This is a genomic window from Streptomyces sp. NPDC056222, from assembly GCF_042264065.1.
GTDB lineage: Bacteria > Actinomycetota > Actinomycetes > Streptomycetales > Streptomycetaceae > Streptomyces.
This window is the reverse complement of record NZ_JBHJTL010000068.1, coordinates 22,490-44,457: the sequence shown is the minus strand read 5'-3', so window position 1 is coordinate 44,457 and position 21,968 is coordinate 22,490. Positions and strand designations below refer to the sequence as shown.

Here is a 21,968-nt window from a genome sequence, read left to right as displayed (position 1 = left end):
GCACCGTCGGTGCCGAGCCGGGCCTCCGTGGGGCGCCCTGGGCGTGTCAGATGTCCAGCGCGTCCAGCTTGTCCAGCAGCGTCGCGTCCGCGGGGGTCACGTCCGGCTGCTCGGGGTTGTCCAGGGAGCCGTCCCGCTTCTTCGCCTTCGTCGCCGCCTTCTTCTTCGCGCGGCGCTCCTTGCGGAGCTCCACCATCGCGTAGAGCGTCGGGACCAGCAGCAGCGTCAGCAGCGTCGAGGTGATCAGACCGCCGATCACCACCACCGCCAGCGGCTGGGCGATGAAGCCGCCCTCGCCGGTGATGCCGAGCGCCATCGGGAGCAGCGCGAAGATCGTCGCCAGCGCCGTCATCAGGATCGGGCGCAGACGGTGGCGGCCACCCTCGACGACCGCCTCGACGACGCCCAGGCCCTGGGCCCGGTACTGGTTGATCAGGTCGATCAGGACGATCGCGTTGGTGACCACGATGCCGATCAGCATCAACATGCCGATCATCGCCGGGACGCCCATCGCCGTCCCCGTCACGATCAGGAGACCGATCGCGCCGGTCGCCGCGAACGGGATCGACACCAGCAGGATCAGCGGCTGGATCAGGGACTTGAAGGTCGCGACCAGGAGCATGAAGACGATCGCGATGGCCGCGAGCATCGCCAGGCCCAGGTTGGCGAACGCCTCGGACTGGTCCTCGGAGACACCGCCGATGGACGCCGTCGCACCTTCGGGCAGGTCGAGCGCGTTGATCTTCGACTGGAGCGCCGTGCTCACCGCGCCGGTGTTGTCACCGGTCGGCTTGGCCGTGATCGTCGCCGCGCGGGCGCCGTCGATCCGGGTCATGGAGACCGGGCCGGGGACCAGCTTCACCTCGGCGATGTCGCCGAGCCTGACCGGGCCCAGCGGCAGCTTCTTGAGGCCGTCCATCGTCGTGGCCGGGTTCGCCGAGGTCAGGACGACGTTCCGCTCGGTGTCGTCGAGGATCGCCTTGCCGGCGGGGGTGCCACGGACCGCCTGGGCGACGGCCATGCCGAGCGTCGTGTCGTCGAAGCCGAGGTCCGCCGCCTTCGCGTTGGCCTTGACGGAGATCCGCGGCACGGACTGCGACAGGTCGCTCTGGACGTCGGTGACGTCGTCGAGCTGCGCGACCTCGGCCTTGACCGCCTCGGACGCCTTCTTCAGGGTGTCCGCGTCGGAGGCCTTGACCACCACGCTCAGGTCCTGGCTGCCGAAGCCGTCGCCGGCCGCGATCGTCGTGTCGCCGATGCCGTCGAGCTTGGCGAGGGCCTCGTCGATGGCGTCGCGCGTCTTCTCGTACGTCGCCGAGTCCTCCAGGGTCAGCTGGTACGAGGCCTGGTTGGCGCCCGTACCGCCGCCGAACGCCGCCATGAAGCCCGAGGAGCCGACCGTGACCTGGTAGTCCTTCACACCGTCTGTGGAGGCGAGGACCTTCTCCACCTTCCGTGCGGCCTCGTCGGCCGCCACGAGGCTGGTGCCCGGAGCCAGCTCCTGCTTGATGCTCATGACCTCCTGCTCGCCCTGGTCGAAGAAGTTGGTCTTCAGGAGCGGGGCCATGCCGAAGGTGCCGACCAGGACGACGATCGCGATCGCCACGCTGGTCAGGCGGCGACGGGTCGCGAAGCGCAGGACCGGGACGTACAGGCGCTGGAGGCGGCTCTTGTTCTCCTTCTCCTCCGCGAGGCGCCGGGCCTCGTCCGGGTCCGCCGACGTGCCCTTGGGGGCGCGCAGGAACCAGTACGAGAGAACCGGGACGACGGTGAGGGAGACCAGGAGCGAGGCGAGCAGCGCGGCGGTGACCGTCAGGCTGAACGAGCCGAACAGCTCGCCGACCATGCCGCCGACCAGACCGATCGGCAGGAAGACCGCGACCGTGGTGAGGGTCGAGGAGGTCACGGCGCCGGCGACCTCGCGGACCGCCGTGAGGATCGCCGACTGGCGCTCCTCGCCGTAGCCGAGGTGCCGCTTGATGTTCTCCAGGACCACGATCGAGTCGTCGACGACGCGGCCGATCGCGATCGTGAGGGCGCCCAGGGTCAGCATGTTGAGCGAGAGGTCACGGGTCCACAGCACGATCAGGGCCAGGACGACCGAGAGCGGGATGGAGACCGCGGTGACCAGCGTCGAGCGGATCGAGGCCAGGAAGACCAGGATCACGAGGACGGCCATGACGAGGCCGAGCGCGCCCTCGGTCGTGAGACCGGAGATCGACTTGGAGACGGCCGGGCCCTGGTCGGAGACGACCGTCAGCTCGGCGCCGGCGCCGAGGTCCTTGCGGAGCTCGGGCAGCTTGTCCTTGACGGCCTCGGAGATGGCGACGGCGCTGCCGTCGTTGTCCATGGTGGCCAGCACGGCCAGGCTGGGCTTGCCGTTGGTACGGGTGATGGAGACCCGGGAGGACTCCTCCTGCTTCACCGTGGCCACGTCGCCCACACGGACGGCCTTGCCCTGCTCGGGCTTGATGCGCAGGTCCTGGATCTGCTGGAGAGAGGTGAAGCCGCCGCCGACCTGGACCGTGCGGCTCTTGCCGGCCTCGGAGAACGAGCCGGCCGGCACCGTCGCGCCGCCCGCCTGGAGAGCCTGCGCGAGCTTCATGGAGTTCAGACCCGCCGCGGCGAGCTTCTTCTCGTCCGGGGTGACGGAGACCTGGAGGTCCTGGACGCCGTCGATGGAGACCTGGCCGACGCCGTCGATGTCCTCCAGGGCCGGGACGACGGTCCGCTCCAGCTGGTCGGCGAGTGCCTGCTGGTCCTTGTCGGAGGTGACCGCGAGGACGACGGTCGGGATGTCGTCCGTCGAACCTGCGACGACCTGAGGGTCGACGTCGTCCGGGAGCACCGCACGCGCCCGGTTCACGGCCTGCTGGACGTCGGCGACGAGCTGCTTGGTGCCCTCGTCGCCGTAGTCGAAGGTGGCCATGATCACGGCGCTGCCCTCGGAGGCGGTGGAGGTCACGCCCTTGATGCCGTCGACGGCCTTGATGGTGTTCTCGAGCGGTTCGACGACCTGCTTCTCGACCACGTCGGGCGACGCGCCCTGATAGGGAGCGAGGACCGAGACCATCGGGAGCTCGATCGAGGGCAGCAGTTGTTGCTTCAGCTGCGGTATCGCTATCGCCCCGAAGACGATGGCGACGATGGACATCAGCCCGATCAGGGCCCGTTGCGCGAGGCTGAATCTGGACAGCCAGGACATGGGGTCTCTCTTCTGTGGCGTACTCGGCAGGCGGGCGCCAGGACGTTCCAGGGGTGCCCGCTTACACCTTCAGCCATGGGAAGCCCCGGATCCTCGGCCCCCGGGTCCAATTCCTTATCCCGCGCATACCGCGTCTGGAGTACGCCGGGGTACTCCCTCACTCCACCCTTGGACGTACCAGGCCGGACTCGTAGGCCGTGACCACCAGCTGGGCGCGGTCGCGCGCGCCGAGCTTGGCCATGGTCCGGTTGACATGCGTCTTGACCGTGAGGGGGCTGACCTCGAGGCGCTCGGCGATCTCGTCGTTGGAGTGGCCGCCGGCGACGAGGACGAGGACCTCCCGCTCGCGGGTGGTGAGGGCGGCCAGACGCTCGGAGTACGCCGGCCCGTCCTCACCGCTCTCGGAGTCCGAACTGCCGCCCTGCGCGAGGAACTTGGCGATCAGACCCTTGGTCGCGACGGGCGAGAGCAGGGCCTCTCCCGCGGCGGCGATCCGGATGGCGTTCAGCAGCTCCTCCGGTTCGGCCCCCTTGCCGAGGAAGCCGGAGGCGCCGGCGCGGAGCGACTGCACCACGTACTCGTCGACCTCGAAGGTGGTCAGCATGACGATCCGCACGGCGGACAGCTCCGGGTCCGCGGTGATCATCCGGGTGGCGGCGAGCCCGTCCGTGCCGGGCATCCGGATGTCCATCAGGACGACGTCGGCCCCGGTGGTCCGGGCGAGCGCGACCGCCTGGGCCCCGTCGGCGGCCTCGGCGACGACCTCCATGTCCGGCTCGGAGTCCACGAGCACCTTGAAGGCGCTGCGGAGCAGGGCCTGGTCGTCGGCGAGCAGCACCCGGATGGTCATGTGTCCTCCCCCGTACGGGCCGTTGCGGGCAGTATCGCCTGGACACGGAAGCCGCCGCCGTAGCGGGGTGCCGCGGTCAGCGTGCCGTGGAGCGCGGTGACGCGCTCCCTCATGCCGATCAGTCCGTGCCCGCCGGTGTCGGCGGGCGTCGCCGGCTGCGGCACTCCGTTGTCGAGGACGGTGATCTCGACGGTACGGCCGACCCGGACCACGCTCACCTCGGCCTTGGCGTCCGGGCCGGCGTGCTTCTGCACATTGGTCAGCGCCTCCTGGATGATCCGGTACGCGGCGAGGTCGACGGCGGCCGGGAGCTCGGCGTCGTCGTCCGCCCGGGCCAGCTCGACGGGGAGGCCCGCGTTGCGGAAGGTGGCGAGCAGCTCGTCGAGGACGGCGAGGCCGGGGGCGGGTTCGGTGGGCGCCTCGGGGTCGCCGGACTGGCGGAGCAGACCGACGGTGGCACGCAGCTCGTTGAGGGCGGAGCGGCTGGCCTCGCGGACGTGCGCGAGGGCCTCCTTGGCCTGGTCGGGGCGCTTGTCCATGACGTGGGAGGCGACCCCGGCCTGGACGTTGACCAGGGCGATGTGGTGGGCGACGACGTCGTGGAGGTCGCGGGCGATACGGAGGCGCTCCTCGGCGACCCGGCGCCGGGCCTCCTCGTCACGGGTCCGTTCCGCCCGCTCGGCGCGCTCGCGGATGGCGTCGACGAAGGCACGGCGGCTGCGGACGGCGTCGCCGGCGGCCGCGGCCATGCCGGCCCAGGCGAAGACGCCGAGGTTCTCCTGCGCGTACCAGGGGGTGGGACCGAAGAGCATCGAGGCGCCCGACAGGACGCCCATGGTGAGCAGTCCCACGCGCCAGGTGGTGGGGCGGTCGGTGCGGGCGGCGACGGTGTAGAGCGCGACGACGGCGCTCATCGCGACCGGGGCCGGCCGGTCGTCGGTGATCAGCTCGACGAGGGTGACCCCTCCGGTGAAGGCGAGGACGGCGAGGGGGTCGCGCCGCCGCAGGACGAGCGCGGCGGCGCCGAGCACCATGAGGAGGACGCTGGTGGCGTCGGGGGTGCGGTCGCCGAAGGTGGGCCCGTTGGGGCTGCCGTGGGGGTCGGCGAAGGATCCCGTGACCATGCAGGCGAGCACGGCGAGGGCGAGGCCGGCGTCGCAGGCGAGGGGGTGCGCCCGCAGCCAGTGCCGGGCCTGCGGGAAGCCGCTGTCGAGGGAGGTCACGGAGCAACGGTACGGGGTGGTGGACACGGCAGCGCCCCGCTTCCCTGGTGCGGGAGGCGGGGCGCTGCCGTTGATCTCGGAGTCGTCAGCCCGGGATCAGTCCGTCGTCGGAGAGCATCTCCCGGACCTCTTCGAGCGTCGCGTCAGGTTCCGGAAGAATCAGTTCCGAGGGTTCCAGTGCCGCGTCGGGGAGCGGTTCGCCGAGGCGCCGGACCGCGTCGAGCAGGGCCGAGAACGTACGGCGGAAGCCGTCGGCGTCGCCCGACTCCATCTCGGCGAGCAGTTCGTCGTCCAGCTTGTTCAACTCGACGAAGTGACTGTCGGCCAGTTCCCACTGGCCCTCCCCCATGATCCTTACGATCATGACGCGCCGTCCTTACTGCTTGTCGAACCTGGGGTTGGAGGACTGCCGGCCCTGGTCCTGCGGCGTTCCCGTACCGCCCTCGATCGCCTGCTTCGAGTCCGAAGGACCTCCCGCCAGCTCGGCCTTCATCCGCTGGAGCTCCAGCTCGACGTCCGTGCCGCCGGACAGCCGGTCAAGCTCCGCCTGGATGTCGTCCTTGGCCAGGCCCGACTGGTCGTCGAGCGCGCCCGAGGCGAGCAGCTCGTCGATCGCGCCGGCGCGGGCCTGCAGCTGGGCCGTCTTGTCCTCGGCGCGCTGGATCGCCACGCCGACGTCGCTCATCTCCTCCGAGATGCCGGAGAACGACTCGGCGATCCTGGTCTGCGCCTGCGCGGCGGTGTAGGTCGCCTTGATCGTCTCCTTCTTCGTACGGAAGGCGTCGACCTTGGCCTGGAGTCGCTGCGCGGCCAGCGTGAGCTTCTCCTCCTCGCCCTGCAGCGTCTGATGCTGCACCTCGAGGTCGCTCACCTGCTGCTGCAGCGCCGCCCGCCGGGACAGCGCCTCTCGGGCCAGGTCCTCACGGCCGAGCGCCAGCGCCTTGCGGCCCTGGTCCTCCAGCTTGGCGGACTGGCCCTGGAGCTGGTTCAGCTGCAGTTCGAGGCGCTTGCGCGACGTCGCCACGTCGGCGACGCCCCGCCGGACCTTCTGCAGAAGCTCCAGCTGCTTCTGGTAGGAGTAATCGAGGGTCTCGCGCGGATCCTCGGCCCGGTCGAGGGCCTTGTTTGCCTTCGCGCGGAAGATCATCCCCATACGCTTCATGACACCGCTCATGGGCTTCGCGCGCCCCCTTCTGACGGACTCGGCTCAAGCACTCCAACAGGATCCACAGTACGGTCCCTGCCTCCATTACCGCACTGTTCGGGGCCGGATGTGCTCCTCCCCAAGGACGACTACGCGTGCGTTCTCTCAGGCCCAGGGTGTAGATGGACCTCAGGGAAAGCGTGCGTGTCGTCCGTGCGTACCCCCACAGACGCAGGCCGATACCGGATCGTTCCCGGCCGGACTGGGGTCCACACCCCCCACCACGTACTCTGGGGAATGTGTTCCGTAGCCGTTCCAAGGAAGAGAAGGCCCCCACCGACAAGGTGACGGCGGACCTCTCCAAGCAGCCCCGCGACCCCGAGGCCCCCAAGGGCCGCCCGACCCCGAAGCGGAGTGAGGCGCAGACCCAGCGCCGTCGCGCCGCGACGGTGCCGACCGACCGCAAGGAGGCCGCCAAGCGCCAGCGCGAGGCCCGCCGCACCGACCTGGCTCGTCAGCGCGAGGCGCTGGCCAGCGGCGACGAGCGTTATCTGCCGGCCCGTGACAAGGGTCCGGTCCGCCGCTTCGTGCGCGACTTCGTCGACTCGCGCTTCTCCATCGCGGAGTTCTTCCTCCCGATGGCCGTGGTGATCCTCGTCCTGTCGATGATCCGTGTCCCGTCGCTGCAGAACATCTCGCTGCTGCTCTGGCTCGGTGTGATCGTGATGATCGTCATCGACTCGATCGGCATCTGGCTCCGTCTGAAGAAGCAGCTGAACGAGCGCTTCCCGAACGAGCCGAAGCGGGGTGCCGTGGCCTACGGCCTGATGCGTACGCTCCAGATGCGCCGACTGCGACTGCCGAAGCCGCAGGTCAAGCGCGGAGAGCGGCCCTGAGCACGAACGGCTCCGGTTCAGGCGCGGGCAGCGGTCCGCTGCTGCCCGCCGTCTCCCCGTGGCCGAGCGGTTACGGGGGGTTGCGCGAGACCGTCCGCCAGGAGCTCATCGCGCGCCAGCTCGACGAGCAGATAGCCGGCCGCTACCCGGTGGGGCAGCGGCTGCGGATCCTGGACGCGGGCATGGGGCAGGGAACCCAGGCGCTGCGACTGGCACGGGCGGGTCACACGGTGACCGGCCTGGAGGCCGATCCCGAGCTGCTCAAGGCCGCCCGGGACTCGCTGGCCACCGAACCGGCCGGGATCCGTGAGCGGGTCCGGCTGATCGAGGGCGACGGCCGCGAGACCGGTGTGCACTTCCTGCCGGGCAGCTTCGACGTGGTGCTCTGCCACGGTGTCCTGATGTACGCGGACGAGCCGGACGCCCTGCTCGCGGGCCTCGCCCGGATGCTGGCCCCCGGAGGCCTGCTCTCCCTCGTCGTTCGTAACGCGGACGCGCTGGCCATGCGGCCCGGTCTGGCCGGGGACTGGTCGGGCGCGCTGACCGGCTTCGAGTCGGACACGTACACCGACGACAACGGATTCAAGGTGCGGGCCGACCGGCTCGACGCGCTGACGTCGACGCTGGCGGGGATCGCCGCACCGCTGCACGCCTGGTACGGCGTGCGGGTCTTCACCGACGGCATGGCGGGCGATGTGGGCCTGCCGGCCGCCGAGGAGCTGGAGCGGCTGCTCGCCGCCGAGGACCGTGCCGGGCGAGTGGAACCGTACCGCCGGATAGCGGCGCTGCTGCACCTGTGCGGTGTCCGGGGCTGACCCCGCCCGCCCCACGGGGGGCGGGACGGCGAGCGGCCGGGCCCGCGGAGGGACCGGCCGCAGGGAGTCCTACGCCTCCGCGTTCAGGGACATCGTGTAGATCTTGGTCTCGTCCTCGAAGAGCGTGGCCTGGTCCGCTCCGCCCTCGAGGAGGTCCTTCCAGACCTCACCGATCCAGGACTCGGCGTCGCCCTGGGTCGTCCACTCCTCCGGTTCCACCGCGGGAGCGGTCTCCGTGCCGTCGGACTTCTCGAACCGCCACGTCCATGCCATGTCCGCCTCCTGAGGCTCACCGGATGATCGGTTTCCTGCCCGCAGCGTAGCCGGGCGCGCACCCCTCGCGGTGACGCGGGAGGATCAATGCGTGGAACTGACTCTGCTCGGCACCGGCGCCCCCCTCGGGCTCCCCCGCCCCGACTGCCCCTGCGCCGTGTGCGCGTCCTCCCGCGGCGACCGGGCGCGGGCCGCCACCGCGCTGCTCGTGGACGAGGCGCTGCTGCTCGACCTGACGCCGGGGGCCGCGCTGGCCGCCGCCCGAGCGGGGCATTCGCTGGTCGGCGTACGGCAGGTGCTCCTGACGCATCCGCACGACGGACCGGCCGTGGAGGTGCCGGCCGGGCTGCCGTCCGCGGGGCGGGTGCCGGACGGACGGGAGTTGACGCTGATCAGCGGGCACCGGGTGCGGGCGGTGCCGATGGACTCACCCGGTACGGGGTACGAGGTGACGTCCCCGGAGAGCGAGCGACTGCTCTATCTGCCGCCGGGCGGCTCCCCCGCCGGACTGACCGACAATCACCACAGTCCTTACGACATGGTCGTCATGGACGTCACGGGCCGCCCGGACGCGCTGGCCAGGCTGCGGGCGACCGGGGCGGTCTCCGAGAGCACCGAAGTGATCGCCGTCCATCTCGACCACGACGTGCCGAACGGCGCGGAGCTGGACCGTCGCCTCGCCGCGGCCGGGGCGCGGACGGTGCCGGACGGCACCACCCTGTACGTCGGCGAGTACCACGCCGTGCCCGAGGTCCCCCGCCGCACCCTGGTGACCGGCGGGGCCCGGTCGGGCAAGTCGGTGGAGGCCGAGCGGCGCCTGGAGACGTTCCCCGAGGTGCTGTACGTGGCGACCTCCGGGACCCGCGAGGCCGACCCGGAGTGGGCGGAGCGGGTGGCCCTGCACCGGGACCGGCGGCCCGGTTCCTGGCGTACGGCGGAGACCTGCGACCTTGTACCGCTCCTTGCCGAGGCCGAGGGTCCGGCGCTGCTGATCGACTGCCTGTCCCTCTGGCTGACGGACGCGATGGACGGGGTGGGGGCCTGGGACGACGAGCGGTGGGCGGACGGCGGGCAGGAGGCGTTGCGGAAGCGGGTCGAGGAACTGGTGGCGGCGGTCCGCGCCACCTCCCGTACGGTCGTCGCCGTCACCAACGAGGTGGGCTCGGGGGTCGTGCCCGCCACGGCGGCGGGGCGGCGCTTCCGGGACGAGCTGGGCCGGCTGAACGCGGCCTTCGGCGACGAGTGCGAGCAGGTACTCCTCGTCGTCGCGGGACAGGCTCTGGTGCTGCGCGGGTAGGGTGCGATCACCGATGGCCACCGCCGACGTCACAAGGAAGAGCCTTGAACCTGGACGACTTCTCCGATCTGATCGAGCGCCCCGACGGCGGGATACGGCGTGACGCCGAGGAACGCCGGGAGCGGTTGATCGTTCCGCCCGGTGCGCTCGGCCGGCTCGACGAACTCGGCGAGTGGCTCTCGGCGGCGCAGGGTTCGGTCGAGGTGCGGGCGATCGAGCAGCCGCGCGTGGTGCTCTTCGCGGGCGATCACGGGGTGGCATCGCTCGGGGTGTCCGGGCGTCCGGCCGGGACCGCCTACGAGCTGGTCCGCTCGGTCCTCGACGGCGCGAGCCCGGTGGCGGTCCTCGCCCGCGCGGCGAACGTCCCGGTGCGGGTGGTCGATGCCGGTCTGGACTGCGAGCCGGAGCTGCTGCCGGCCGAGGTGGTACGCCACCGGGTGCGGCGCGGCAGCGGCCGGATCGACGTCGAGAACGCGCTGACCACGGAGGAGACCGAGGCGGCGGTACGGCTCGGCATGGCGATCGCCGACGAGGAGGCCGACTCGGGTACGGATCTGGTCGTGCTCGGCGATCTGAGCGTGGGCGGTACGACGCCGGCCTCGACCCTGATCGCGGCCCTGTGCGGGACGGACGCCTCGGTGGTGACCGGCCGGGGCGGCGCCGGGATCGACGATCTGGCGTGGATGCGCAAGTGCGCGGCGGTCCGGGACTCGCTGCGGCGCGCCCGGCCGGTCCTAGGGGACCAGTTGGAGCTGCTCGCGGCGGTCGGCGGGGCGGACCTGGCGGCGATGACGGGCTTCCTGCTGCAGAGCGCGGTGCGCCGGATGCCGGTGATCCTGGACGGTGTGGTGGGTGCGGCCTGTGCGCTGGTGGCGCAGCGGGCGGCGTTCCGGGCGCCGGACTGGTGGCTGGCGGGTCAGGTCAGCGGTGAGCCGGCGCAGGCGAAGGCGCTGGACCGGATGGCACTCAACCCGCTGCTCGACCATGGCGTCTCCGTGGGTGAGGGAACCGGGGGCATGCTCGCTCTTCCCCTCGTCCAGGCCGCGGCGGCGCTCGCCGCGGAGCTGCCCGAGCAGCCGGAACCGACCATTCCGGACGATGCCGGGGCGGACTCCCCGGACGAGGAGAGCTAGTCGGATCACGGGCCCGGAGGTAGTCGTTCCGCCACGCGCGGACGACCGCCTCCGGCGCCCCGCCATGGCAAGCGGTGCCCCATATGATCGCTTTTCATGGGAGAGGTCCGTTTGTCCACCGAAGGAACGCCCCGGGGCACCGTCCGTTCGCGGCGCAGCGCCGCGTTCGCCGTCTGGTACCTGCGCGCCGTCACGTTCATCAACTTCCTGAGCGCCGTGTGGGTCTCGCTCGGCCAGGACCTCCGCAGACACAACACGGACGACTACTTCACTCCGTACTTGCTGACCGCGGGCTTCGCATCGGGTGTCTTCACCCTCTTCCTGGCGATCACCATGCGCCGCCGCAAGCGCGCCGCATGGATCCTCAACATCGTCCTCAGCGGACTCTTCCTCGCCCTCTTCGCCCTCGCGATGGCCTTCCCCGAGATCCGGCAGCACGCCCAGAACTGGATCTCGCTCGTCCTGACCGCCGGGTTCGTGCTCGCGCTGCTGCTCGGCCGCAAGGAGTTCTACGCGAAGGGCGACCGCTCCAACCCGCTGGCCGCCGCCGTCGTGGCGGTCGGCGGACTGCTCGTCACCTCCCTGCTCGCCGCCGTCCTGGTCACCGTCACCAACACCGCCACCGGCGGCTCCACCTTCCTGGAGCGCTGGCGGTACGGCGTGATGCGGCTGATCACCCTGGCCGCCGACGACTCGCGCTTCGACGGGATCGCCACCCCCGGCTGGGTCGACGTCACCATCAACGTGCTGTCCACGCTTCTGATCATCGCCGTGCTCTATGCCGCGTTCCGTTCGCGCCGGGCCGTCGATCCGCTGACGGAGGGCGACGAGGAGAAGCTGCGGCTGCTGCTCGACAAGTACGGCGACCGCGACTCGCTCGGCTACTTCGCGCTGCGCCGCGAGAAGAGCGTGGTGTGGTCCCCCAGCGAGAAGGCCGCCATCGCCTACCGGGTGGTCGGCGGGGTCTCGCTCGCCTCCGGCGACCCGATCGGCGACCCGGAGGCCTGGCCGGGGGCGATCGAACCCTGGCTGGCCGAGGCCCGCGAGCACGGCTGGGTCCCGGCGGTGATGGGCGCGAGCGAGGAGGCCGGCACCATCTACGCCCGGCACGGCCTGGACGCCCTGGAGCTGGGCGACGAGGCGATCGTGGAGACCGACGAGTTCACCCTCGACGGACGCGCCATGCGCACGGTGCGACAGGCCTTCAACCGGGTCAAGCGGGCCGGGTACGAGGTACGGATCCGGCGCCACGAGGACATCCCCGCCGACGAGATGGACGTGCTGCTCCGCAAGGCGGACGACTGGCGCGACGGGGCCACCGAACGGGGCTTCTCGATGGCGCTCGGCCGTCTCGGCGACCCCCGGGACGGCCGGTGCGTGATGCTGGAGTGCACCGACGGACAGGGCGAGCTGCGGGCGGTGCTGTCTTTCGTGCCCTGGGGCCCCAAGGGCCTCTCGCTGGACCTGATGCGCCGTGACCGGGACTCGGAGAACGGCCTGATGGAGTTCATGGTCATCGAACTCCTCCAGCGCGCCAAGGAGATCGGGATCACCCAGGTGTCGCTCAACTTCGCCATGTTCCGTTCCGTCTTCGAACGTGGCTCGAAGCTCGGGGCGGGACCCGTGCTGCGCATGTGGCGTTCGCTGCTCAGCTTCTTCTCCCGCTGGTGGCAGATCGAGTCGCTGTACCGCGCCAACGCCAAGTACCGACCGATCTGGGAGCCCCGCTTCATGCTCTTCGAGAAGAGCGCCGATCTGCTGCGCATCGGCCTCGCCGCGGGCCGCGCCGAGGGCTTCCTGGAGGCCCCCGGTCTGCCGAAGTGGCTGCACCGCAAGCATCTGGAGGGCAGGCGTTGAGGTCCGCCGTCCGGGAGTTCGCGCACCGCGAGTGGGGCCCGCTGTACACCGCCGTACGGACCGCGCTCGTCACGAAGAGATGGGGGTACCTCCCTGCTCGAGCGAAGCCGAGAGCTTGGGGGAGTGCCGTACCGATGACGCTGGCCGCCGTGTGCCTCACGGCGCTCTTCCAGCTCGTGCAGAACCAGGACTGGGGCTACCAGCCGGTCCAGAACATCGGCTCGGTGCGGGCCGAGGACCCGCTCTGGCTCGCCCTGCTGCGTACGCCGCTCTCGCTCTTCGTCCCGGCGCTCGACCTGCCGGTGTGGGGCGCGCTGGCACAGGTCCTGCTGGTGTTCGGCATCGCCGAGATCTGTCTGGGGAGGTGGCGGACCCTCGCCATCGCATATCTGGCGACACTGGCCGGGACGTTGTACGCGAGGGTGGGCATCGCGCTCGGCCCGGACAGCCCTCTCGGGCTGCCCGCCTCGGACGCCCGGGTCGTCGACACCGGCCCCTCGGCGGCCGTGGTCGGCCTCGCCGTCTACGTCTGCTGGCGCCACCGGGCCCACTGGACCGGGGCGCTGGTGATCGTCGCGATGGTGGTGGAGGTGCTGATCAAGAGCAACCTGGCGGGCAAGGAGCATCTGGCGGCGATCGCCGCGGTGCTGGTGCTCGTGGCGTTCACGGCGTGGCGGGAGCGCCGTCAGCCGCCGCCGGACCCCGAGCCGGAGCCTCGGCCGGGGACCCGCTCCTGGAAGCCGCCGATCAGATCCTGAGTCCGTCGGCGGACCCGGTCCCAGCGCCGGTCGTGCCGGTAGGTGCGCAGCCGGGACTTGGCGCGGGCCCGGTGGCGCCGGCGGTAGAAGTGGCGGGACCACCAGGAGCCGGGCCGGGCGAGCCGGACCGCTCCGACGATCGCGACGAACGGCACCAGGGTGCCCAGCACCGCGAGCCGGAACTTCCCCTTCACCAGGGCGATCAGGACGAAGAGGAAGTTCACCACGATGGTGAGGACGACGGTGGCCCGGTTCTGGCGCTCGTCGGGGGTGAGTTCGTTGACGCCGAGCGGCGAGAAGCCGCCGAGGACCAGGACCACCAGCGCGGCGGTCAGGACGACGACCTCGACGCTCTTGCGGCCCTGCTCGCTCCAGTAGACGTCGTCGAGGTGGAGGATCAGCGCGAACTCGTCGAGGACGAGGCCGGCGCCGACCCCGAAGACCGCCGCGAAGACACAGGCGGTGATCCCCTCCCGGCCGCTGGCTACCGCGCCGAAGCCGCCGACGACGGTGAGGACGACACCGGGCACGACATGGTGGATGTGCAGTCCGCCGGCGGACTGCACATTGCCGAACGGGCCCTTCCCCGCCCTGATCATCCGCACGATCGTCCGCGTGACCAAGAAGGTCACCACGAAGGAGAACAGGGCGATGAGCAACGGGAGCTTCCCGGGCTCGACGAAGTTGCTGTAGAACCAGTGACCCATGCCACCCGCTTCCGGTATGTACCTGATGCGCAATTTACAAGGTAGCGGTCTGCTCTACCCTGCCCGGATGGATGGCCTGCGTTTCGCCTTCGGCACTCTCACCGTGCTTCCCGCCCGCATCACCCGCTGGGACAGGGACGCGGCGCGCGCCGGCATGTTGTGGGCCCCGCTCACGGGCCTCGTCGTGGGTCTCTTCTCCGCGGCGCTCGGCGGCCTGTTCCTCCTGTTCGGCTCCGGCCCGCTGCTCGCGGCCGTCGTCACCGCCGCCGTACCGGCGCTGATGACCCGGGGCCTGCACCTGGACGGCCTCGCGGACACGGCGGACGGGCTGGGCAGCGCCAAGCCCGCGGAGGACGCGCTGCGGATCATGAAGCAGTCGGACATCGGCCCGTTCGGTGTCATCGTGCTGCTCTTCGTCCTGCTCGCCCAGGTCGCCGCGCTGTACCGGCTGTACGAGGAGGGCTGGGCGTACGGCACGGTCGCCGCCGCACTCGCCGCGACCGTCGCCCGCCTCGCCCTCACCCACGCCTCCCGCCACGGTGTCCCGGCGGCCCGCCCGGAGGGCCTGGGCGCGATGGTCGCCGCCACGGTCCCGGTGCGCTCGGCCGCGCTGGTCACCGGGGGCGTCCTCGTCCTGTGCGCCGCCGCGGGCGCGCTGTTCTCCCCGTACGACGCGATCCGTCACGTCCTGGCGGCAGCGGCGGGTCTCGGCGCGGCGGCTTTGCTGCTGCGCCGGTGCGTGCGGAGGTTCGGCGGGGTGACCGGCGACGTGTTCGGAGCGGTGGAGGAGACGGCCGGGACGGTGGCGCTCGTCGCGCTGACGCTCGGGTGATCGTTCCGTGACCTGCCGGAGGGCAACCTTCCGCAGGTCCGCCCGGTCATGAAGGCGTGATCAGACGCCTTGCCCGTACCGCTGCCGCGCTCGCCGCAGCCTCCCTTTCCCTCACCGCCTGCGGCGGCGGCACCGACGACGGCGGGGCCGCGAAGCCGGCCGCCCACCCCGTGTTCTCCGAGCCGCTCGACCGGCAGGTCTTCCTCGCGCTGCGCCACACCCAGAAGGCCGGCAGCGCCGAGCTCCGCCAGATCGTCACCTTCACCTCCCGGCAGGGCGAGGCGGTCCAGACCCTCACGGGACGCGTGGACTTCACCGGCAGCCGGGGCGAGGCGGCGAGCAGCTGGCGCGTTCCCCGGCAGTTCCCGGAGGACGCGCGCGCGACGATCCTCGGCTCCCTTCCGGGGCGGACCACGGGCGACACCTCCAGCCGGTACACGGTGGACACCCAGACCATCCACTACCGCCCCGCCTCGGCCGGCTACTGGCTGCGGTACTCGGGCGACATCAAGCCGCTCTGGGGCATCGACTCGATCAGCCATCTGCGCGGCTCCGAGGCCGCGGTCGGCGGCACGCTCCTGGAGGCGCTCGGGACCGCGGAGGCGACGGCCCAGTCGGGCACGGCGGGGCGTTCGTACACCGCCACGTTCCCTCTGGCGGCGGCCATGAACCTCTTCCCGTACGACCTGCGGAAGGAGTTCGTCCCCATTCCGCTGAACGACACCGTGAGGACCCCACCGATCCCGGTGACCGTCGACGTCGACGCGGACGGCCGGATCACCCGTGCCCGGGCCGATCTGTCCGCCCTGCTCACCAAGGAGAAGGACAGTGCCCTCACGGAGGTCACCGCGCTCCACGCCGAACTCACCCTCGGCGGATTCGGCGCCTCGAAGCCGACCGCCGCGGCGACGCCCGCCGAGCGCACGCTGGACGCGGGAACGGCGGTGGTCGCCACGTACGACACCAAGTCCGGGGACTGCATGGACTTCAACACCGGTCTGCGTCAGCACCGGTTGGTGACGCGGGTGCCCTGCACCGGCTCCTACGACGGCAAGGTCCTGGGGCAGCACAGGCTCGCGGGTGGCTGGCCCGGGACCCGGTCGGCGATGGACCGGGCCGAGCGGGCGTGCGCGGACGCGGCCGGCGACCGGTCCTGGTACACGTGGTCGACCGCGCGGGAGTGGACGGACAACGGCGAGGGCCGGGCCACCTGCTACTCCGTCACCCGCGACTGACCGTCGGCCGCCGGGTCATCCGGCCGGCTCCAGGGCATGCGGGAGCGTGCCCCACGGGTGGGCGCCCGCGCCCGGGACCGCGCAGTGGACGCGGGTGGTCGGCAGTGCCTCGCGAGGGGCCGCGTAGACCAGGTGGCAGTAGTGGTCGGCGACCGGGAGGTCGAGGGCCCGGTAGGAGTCCCAGGGGCCCTCGAAGGTGACCAGCAGATCGGCGAGCGCGGCGAAGCCGGGGTCGGGGTGGGCGCCGTGGTTGAGGACCAGCGTCCGGGCCCCGGCGGCTCGGGCGGCGACGCCGATGCGCCGGAAGTGCTCGAGGGCCTCGGACGCGGTCGGCACCTGGTCGAGGAACGCCCCGTCGGCGCCGTACCAGTCGCGGTGGCGCAGCAGCTCGGCGACGACCTCGCCGTGCGGTCGGCGGCCGTACGCGGTGTCGACGTAGCCGAGGACCCGCGTCCCGGCGGCGCGGAGCCGCTCGGCGACGGCGGCGAAGGCGGGATCGGGTGTCCGCCCCGCGCCGTTCGCGGGGTTGAGGACGACGCCGTACAGCGACGGCGCGGCCTCGATCACGGCGTCCCAGGCATCCGGTCGCTCTGCGGGATGCTCGTAGAAGGGCACGAGGAGGGAAGGTTTTTTCACGATCGTCCTAGGCGCGGTGGGCTGTCGGGCGTATGAGCAGGGCGCCGGCCAGGACGGCCAGGACGGTGGCCGCCGCCCCGGCCGCGACGGGGCCGGCCGTCGGGGTGAGGGTCTGCGCCACCGCGGCGAGCGTGCACACCGCGGCCGCGCTGCGAACCGCGCCGAAGGCCTGGAGGAGCAGGGCGAGCCAGAGCACGACCCCGACCAGCAGCAGCCCGAGGAGCCGGGCCCCGTCGAGCGCCGGAGCCCCCGGCCACAGCAGCGTGCCGACGGAGGCCAGGGCGAGCAGGACGGCGAGATACGCGCCGAGGCAGTGCGCCAGCGTCCCCGCGGCCGCCCGTCGGAACGCACGGGCACTCGTGAGGGTGCGCAGTCCGGTGAGGGTCTCGCGGCGGAAGCGGTGCAGCAGCCACTCGGCGGGCCCCATCGACAGCGTCAGCGCGACCACGGGCGCGGCGCCCGTCACCAGGGCGTCGCCGACTCCCGCGTACAGCACCAGCAGGCCGGTGCCGAGGCCGAAGAGGCCGTACGGGAGGGAGGCGACCAGCGGCGGGCCTGACCGGAGCCTCGGGCCCGGGCGCAGCACGATCGCCGCGAAGGTGACCGTGGTCGCCAGGGCGAGGACGAGCAGCCCGGCGCGAAGGGCGTCGGGGAGGTCGTACCAGAACGCGGGAACCGCTCCGGCGAGCGGCAGCAGGGCGCAGAGCAGGGCGCGTTCGCGGCCGAGGACGAGCAGGACGGTCGCGGCGCCGAGGTAGAGGGACTGTCCGGCGGCGAAGACGACGACGGGCCACGCTCCGGGCCCGGCGGCGGCGAGGGCGACGGCCGAGCCGACGAGCGCACCCGCCGGGCCGCCGAGGAGCAGGGCGCGGGCGGCCGCCCCGCGTTCGCCGAGGCCGAGCCAGGAGTACGCGCGATGGGCCAGGGCCTGGTTCCACACCCATCCGGCCACGGCCGACGCGAGCAGCGGGCCCTTACCCGGCCCGGCAAGGAGCGGCGCCGCGAGGACGTACGCGAGGCCGGGCAGGGCGAAGACGAGTCCGCGCAGCAGGCAGCCGACGAGACCGCTGTGCCAGGGCCCGGTGGGCGGGGCCTCCGGCTGGGGGTGGCGCCGTTCCACGCGCGCGTAGAGGTCCTCGGCGAGCGCGAAGGAGTCGGCGCGCCCGTAGGTGAGGCGGATGTGGTCGTCGGTCATGCCGTCGGATTCGAGGATCGCGGCGATCTCGTCGGGGTGCACGGCGCCGGCGGCCAACGCGTCGAGCCGCTCGGCGAGTTCGTCGAGCGGGTCGACGGCGAGGGCGCCCTGATCGAGGGGATCCCGATCGGGCGGATCCTGCACGAGGAGCCTCTGCCCGGCGTCCGAGTGAGGGCGTGGGATCACCGGCAGGGTGTCCCGCATCGTGCCGTTCTTGAGCCACAGCGAGCCGCTCACGACAGGGAGCCTCCGCCGACGAGTTCCTGGCGCCAGGGGTCGGTGAGGCGCACGGTCCAGTCCCTTCCGTCGTCGAGATCGACCGGTGGAGCGACGGGCTGCCCGGCGAGTTCGCGGTAGATCCGACGGAACCCGTCCACCGAGCGGTGCAGGGTGAAGCGGTCGACGACCCGCTGCCGGGCCCGGCGGCCCAGTTCGGCGCGCCGCTCCCCGTCGCGCAGCAGCTCCGTCATGGCCGCGGCCAGCACGGCGGGTTCGCGGGGCGGGACGACGAGTCCCGTGTCGCCGACGGCCTCCCGCACTCCGCCCACATCCGTGGACACCGTGGCCCGGCCGCAGGACATGGCTTCGATCAGGGAGAAGGGGAAGCCTTCGCTGATCGAGGACAGCGCCACCACGCTCCCCGCCGCGTAGGCACCGGCGACGTCGGAGACCCGGCCCTCGAAGGTGATGCCGTCGGTGACGCCCAGTTCGGCCGCCAGTTTCTCCAGGCGGGTCCGGTAGTCCTCGTTCCCTGCCGGTACCGGGCCGAACAACCTGAGCCTCAGCTCCGGGAGTTCGGCGCGGGAGATCGCGTACGCCCGGATCAGCGTCTCCAGGTCCTTGATGGGGTCGATCCGGCCGCACCAGCTCAGGGTGGGGACCTCCGGCTCGGGGCCCGCGTAGGGAAAGGCGTGCGGGTCGACACCGTTGTAGACGGTCCGGATGCGGGCGGCGGGTGCGCCGCCGCGCTCCTCCCAGCGCCGGTTGTACTGGTTGCAGGGGGTGATCAGGTCGGCCTTGCGGTAGCCGAGGGTGTTGAGCTCGCGGTAGAAACCGAGCATCAGGGCCTTGACGGGCCAGCGTTGGGCCTCGGTGCGGTAGCCGAGGTAACGCTCTCTCAGGTAGATGCCGTGTTCGGTGAGCAGGAAGGGCACTCCTTCGAAGTGCTGGGCCGCGAGCGCCGGCAGCGTCGCAAGGCCGCTGGAGACGGCGTGCGCGACGCTGCCGGCCGATATCCGGGCGGCGAGCGGCCGCAGCGCGTGCTCCAGCAGATCGGTGGCGGTGAGCGCGTCGTGGACGGTGGGCCTGGCCGCGGCCGTCGGCAGATGCGGCATGGTCCAGATCCACATCAGGGAGCGGAGCATGCTTTCGGAGCGCAGGGCCGCGGTGAGCCCTCCGCGCCGGGCGAGTTCGGCCAGGGCGTAGAGGCCCTCGCCGAAGTCGCAGCCGGCGCCCGGGTCGAGTATCGAGAGCAGGAAGCGCTCATAGGTGTCGACCAGGCGACGGCGTGCCCGGCCGCGCGGGGCCCGCCCCCGCTCCGGGGCGAGGCCCCAGAGCGGGAAGGCGGTGTGCTGACGGACGTTGGACGGCAGCTCCCAGGTGACCGGTTCGCGGCCGCTGCCGGTGAGGGCGAGGACCTCGAAGTCGACCTCGGGCATCCCCCGGACGAGCTGGTCGCACCAGGTGCTGACTCCCCCGTGGACATGCGGATAGGTGCCTTCGGTGAGCATGGTGACGTGACGGCCACTGCTCGGCATGTGCGTTTCCCCCAGAACGTACGGTCAGCGGTCGGTGCGCGAGGCGGTCGGCGGGTCTCAGACGGTCGGGAGCCGGAGCGTGGTCGCGCTCTGCAGGGACTCCGGCGCCGTCCAGGCCGAGCGCGTTCCGGCGTAGGCCGTCCCGAACACCGCGGTGCCGAGGAGGATTTGCTTGCGCGTGCCCTCGGGGACGGTGATCGGCGCGGTCACGCCGGCGGGCGCCTTGACGGTGACGGTGGTGCCGATGCGGTACGCGGTGACCTGGCCGGCCGCGAGCGCCTGGTCCCAGGCGGCGCGGCGGTTCAGCTCGGTGCCGACGTCGCGCTGACGGGGGTTCACCAGCGGGGTGTTGTCGGCGAAGAGGGCCCGGTAGTCGGCGAGGACCCGGTCGAGTACGGGGTAGAGGATCCGCTCCTCGGCGAGGTTGGACTGGTGGACGTAGTGCGGGCGCGGGTCGTTCGCCACGATGTGCGAGAGGGCCGTGCGCGCCTCCTGCGGGACGATGTGGGAGGCGTACCCGGTGGTGGTGTCGAGCGGTGCGGGCAGGCAGGTGGAGGCCGGGTTGGACTCGCAGATCCCGCTGCCGCCGTCGGCGCGCGAGGTGTAGATCCAGTTGTACTCGTCGGCCATCTCGGCGGCCGTTCCCACGTTGTAGTACACGTTCATGGGGTGCCGCGGGACGGTCTTGGCGGCGCCGACGGCTCGTTGCTGGGGCTCGCGGGAGTTGTCGCTGGCGATCCACTTCACGCCGTTGTCGGAGAGCGCGCCGGCCAGGTTCGGGTTGTCGACGGGCTGCTGCGGCGAGGTCTTGAGCCCCGAGTGCTCGCCGGTGACGAGCTCGGTGCGGTCGACGGAGATCCCCTTGGCGACGGCCCAGTTGTGGTTGTCGCGGATCTGTCCGGAGATCACGCTGCGGCTCGTCCACAGGGTGGCGCCGGTGGCGTTCTTGGCGCACTTCCAGGGGACGGTGGTGTTGTCCTGGACGCAGCCGAGGAAGGGGTGGGTGTAGGTGTGGTTCACCCAGCGGTACTGGGCACGGTCGGCGATCAGCCGGGCCGCGAGCGGGTCGGTGCCTCCGTGCTCGGTCTTCCACTGCTCGCCCTGGCCACCGTTGTAGACCATGTCGAGGGTGAAGCCGGAGGACTTCTGCCAGGCGGCGGCGTACGTGGCGTCGGCGGCGGTCATCCGGATCGGGTTCTCGCCGGCCTCGCCGTCGCCGCCGGGGCAGTCGAAGTCGCCGGGGGTGCAGTTGCGGACCGTGTCCCAGCGGGCGTCGGGGGCGAGGACGTCGTCGACGTGGACGGAGAAGTAGCTGCGGCTCTGGCCGAGGTGGACGCCCTGGGTGAGCCATTCGACGATGCCGCGGGCGAGCGCCCGGAACTGCCGCTGGTACTGGTTGTAGGCGAAGGTGACGACCAGTTCGCGGCGCCCGTCGTGGGCGTACTCGCCGATCAGGCTGGCCCGGCCGCCGCCGTCGACGGGGATGTCGAGGAAGCTGGTGAAGCCCTCGCGCGGACGGCCGGCGTAGCCGTAGCTCTCGGAGATCGTCGGGTCGTTGTCCTCGAAGGTCAGCGGCCCGTCCAGGTGGCGGAAGGGTCCGGCCCGGCCGGCCGCGGTGACGGAGGCCGCGGCCCCGTCGAGGGGACCGGACAGGCCCCCTTCGCTGGTGTAGTCGAGACCGACGCCGGGGTGGGCCCAGGTGTACGCGTCGACCTGCGGGATGCCGAAGGTCCTCTCGTACGCGGTGAGGGCCGCCTGCTCGGCCGAGTCGGGGCCGAAGGCGGACTCGTGGGGCAGGACGACGCCCTGGTACTTGGCCCGGGGGCGCCCGGAGACCGTGTCGCTGAGGAATCCGGCGTTGATGACCGGGCGGCCGGAATCGGCCAGATCGACCCGTCGGTACGGGACGCCTGTGGAGCGAAGTTCGGAGGTGATCGCCTCCACGGCGCTGCCGCCGTCGTCGACGACCAGGACGGTGAGGTCGATCCGCGGAACCACTTCGGCCGCGCTGGCCCCCGCGGACGGGATGACGGTGGCCAGGAGCGCGGCGGCCACTAGGGATGCCGTCCTGGCTGTCCTGGGCATACGGGATCCGACAGAGTCCATCTGGTGGTGTCCCCCCATCGACAGGCCCGGCCGTTTAGGGAGGACCTGT

Annotated in this window: 19 protein-coding genes; 8 read left to right on the top strand and 11 right to left on the bottom strand. The window is 71.9% G+C overall.

Annotation, left to right across the window (positions count from 1 at the left end):
* Positions 1 to 46: 46 nt before the first annotated feature.
* The 5 genes from ACFC0D_RS27080 to ACFC0D_RS27060 all read right to left on the bottom strand — a co-directional run bounded on the left by ACFC0D_RS27080 (position 47) and on the right by ACFC0D_RS27060 (position 6,452).
* The gene (locus ACFC0D_RS27080) at positions 47 to 3,205 is read right to left on the bottom strand and encodes an efflux RND transporter permease subunit (RefSeq protein WP_376441022.1); all 3,159 of its coding nucleotides are present in this window, start codon (positions 3,203 to 3,205) and stop codon (positions 47 to 49) included.
* A 157-nt stretch (positions 3,206 to 3,362) separates the two neighbouring features.
* On the bottom strand, positions 3,363 to 4,055 hold the full coding sequence (locus ACFC0D_RS27075; RefSeq protein WP_376441019.1) for a response regulator: 693 nt from the start codon (positions 4,053 to 4,055) through the stop codon (positions 3,363 to 3,365).
* Positions 4,052 to 5,278, bottom strand: a complete 1,227-nt coding sequence (locus tag ACFC0D_RS27070; protein WP_376441016.1) for a sensor histidine kinase — start codon at positions 5,276 to 5,278, stop codon at positions 4,052 to 4,054. Before ACFC0D_RS27070 ends, ACFC0D_RS27075 begins: the two co-directional genes overlap by 4 nt.
* A gap of 85 nt (positions 5,279 to 5,363) precedes the next feature.
* Positions 5,364 to 5,642, bottom strand: coding sequence for a hypothetical protein (locus ACFC0D_RS27065; RefSeq protein ID WP_376441013.1), 279 nt, complete (start codon positions 5,640 to 5,642; stop codon positions 5,364 to 5,366).
* A 12-nt stretch (positions 5,643 to 5,654) separates the two neighbouring features.
* Entirely contained in the window at positions 5,655 to 6,452 is a 798-nt protein-coding gene (locus tag ACFC0D_RS27060) for a PspA/IM30 family protein (protein ID WP_376441010.1), read from the bottom strand.
* A 269-nt stretch (positions 6,453 to 6,721) separates the two neighbouring features.
* On the opposite strand from ACFC0D_RS27060, the gene ACFC0D_RS27055 reads away from it, so the two are divergent.
* Positions 6,722 to 7,318, top strand: coding sequence for a DUF3043 domain-containing protein (locus ACFC0D_RS27055; protein WP_376441007.1), 597 nt, complete (start codon positions 6,722 to 6,724; stop codon positions 7,316 to 7,318).
* Positions 7,319 to 7,398: 80 nt separating this feature from the next.
* Entirely contained in the window at positions 7,399 to 8,133 is a 735-nt protein-coding gene (locus ACFC0D_RS27050; RefSeq protein WP_376441004.1) for a class I SAM-dependent methyltransferase, read from the top strand.
* 69 nt (positions 8,134 to 8,202) lie between these two features.
* On the opposite strand, the gene ACFC0D_RS27045 is transcribed toward ACFC0D_RS27050, so the two are convergent.
* Positions 8,203 to 8,406, bottom strand: coding sequence for a hypothetical protein (locus ACFC0D_RS27045; RefSeq protein ID WP_376441001.1), 204 nt, complete (start codon positions 8,404 to 8,406; stop codon positions 8,203 to 8,205).
* Between the two features lie 91 nt (positions 8,407 to 8,497).
* Here ACFC0D_RS27045 and ACFC0D_RS27040 point away from each other — a divergent pair, with 91 nt between their 5' ends.
* The 4 genes from ACFC0D_RS27040 to ACFC0D_RS27025 all read left to right on the top strand — a co-directional run bounded on the left by ACFC0D_RS27040 (position 8,498) and on the right by ACFC0D_RS27025 (position 13,451).
* Positions 8,498 to 9,703, top strand: a complete 1,206-nt coding sequence (locus ACFC0D_RS27040; RefSeq protein ID WP_376440998.1) for a bifunctional adenosylcobinamide kinase/adenosylcobinamide-phosphate guanylyltransferase — start codon at positions 8,498 to 8,500, stop codon at positions 9,701 to 9,703.
* A 44-nt stretch (positions 9,704 to 9,747) separates the two neighbouring features.
* Positions 9,748 to 10,836 (top strand): nicotinate-nucleotide--dimethylbenzimidazole phosphoribosyltransferase, encoded by a 1,089-nt coding sequence (gene cobT / locus ACFC0D_RS27035; protein ID WP_376440995.1) that lies wholly within the window; start codon positions 9,748 to 9,750, stop codon positions 10,834 to 10,836.
* Between the two features lie 96 nt (positions 10,837 to 10,932).
* Positions 10,933 to 12,693: a phosphatidylglycerol lysyltransferase domain-containing protein gene (locus ACFC0D_RS27030; RefSeq protein ID WP_376440991.1), complete on the top strand. Its 1,761-nt coding sequence runs from the start codon at positions 10,933 to 10,935 to the stop codon at positions 12,691 to 12,693.
* Complete coding sequence (locus ACFC0D_RS27025; protein WP_376440988.1) at positions 12,690 to 13,451, top strand: hypothetical protein; 762 nt, start codon at positions 12,690 to 12,692, stop codon at positions 13,449 to 13,451. The genes ACFC0D_RS27030 and ACFC0D_RS27025 overlap by 4 nt, the downstream gene beginning before the upstream one ends.
* Here the strand turns inward: ACFC0D_RS27025 and ACFC0D_RS27020 are convergent.
* Positions 13,379 to 14,158, bottom strand: a complete 780-nt coding sequence (locus tag ACFC0D_RS27020) for a hypothetical protein (RefSeq protein ID WP_376440985.1) — start codon at positions 14,156 to 14,158, stop codon at positions 13,379 to 13,381. The two genes, ACFC0D_RS27025 and ACFC0D_RS27020, sit on opposite strands and share 73 nt — an antisense overlap.
* 67 nt (positions 14,159 to 14,225) lie before the next feature.
* On the opposite strand from ACFC0D_RS27020, the gene cobS reads away from it, so the two are divergent.
* Positions 14,226 to 14,990, top strand: a complete 765-nt coding sequence (gene cobS, locus ACFC0D_RS27015; RefSeq protein ID WP_376440982.1) for an adenosylcobinamide-GDP ribazoletransferase — start codon at positions 14,226 to 14,228, stop codon at positions 14,988 to 14,990.
* A gap of 56 nt (positions 14,991 to 15,046) precedes the next feature.
* Entirely contained in the window at positions 15,047 to 16,225 is a 1,179-nt protein-coding gene (locus ACFC0D_RS27010) for a hypothetical protein (protein WP_376440979.1), read from the top strand.
* A gap of 15 nt (positions 16,226 to 16,240) precedes the next feature.
* Here ACFC0D_RS27010 and ACFC0D_RS27005 read toward each other — a convergent pair whose 3' ends face one another.
* Genes ACFC0D_RS27005 through ACFC0D_RS26990 form a run of 4 tightly spaced genes read right to left on the bottom strand, consistent with a single transcriptional unit; the run spans position 16,241 to position 21,898 of the window.
* Positions 16,241 to 16,861, bottom strand: a complete 621-nt coding sequence (locus ACFC0D_RS27005) for a spherulation-specific family 4 protein (RefSeq protein ID WP_376440976.1) — start codon at positions 16,859 to 16,861, stop codon at positions 16,241 to 16,243.
* 7 nt (positions 16,862 to 16,868) lie between these two features.
* Complete coding sequence (locus tag ACFC0D_RS27000) at positions 16,869 to 18,293, bottom strand: hypothetical protein (RefSeq protein WP_376440973.1); 1,425 nt, start codon at positions 18,291 to 18,293, stop codon at positions 16,869 to 16,871.
* Positions 18,290 to 19,813, bottom strand: coding sequence for a GT4 family glycosyltransferase PelF (pelF, locus tag ACFC0D_RS26995; protein ID WP_376440970.1), 1,524 nt, complete (start codon positions 19,811 to 19,813; stop codon positions 18,290 to 18,292). The genes ACFC0D_RS27000 and pelF overlap by 4 nt, the downstream gene beginning before the upstream one ends.
* Positions 19,814 to 19,870: 57 nt before the next feature.
* On the bottom strand, positions 19,871 to 21,898 hold the full coding sequence (locus ACFC0D_RS26990) for a hypothetical protein (protein ID WP_376440967.1): 2,028 nt from the start codon (positions 21,896 to 21,898) through the stop codon (positions 19,871 to 19,873).
* Positions 21,899 to 21,968: the final 70 nt, after the last annotated feature.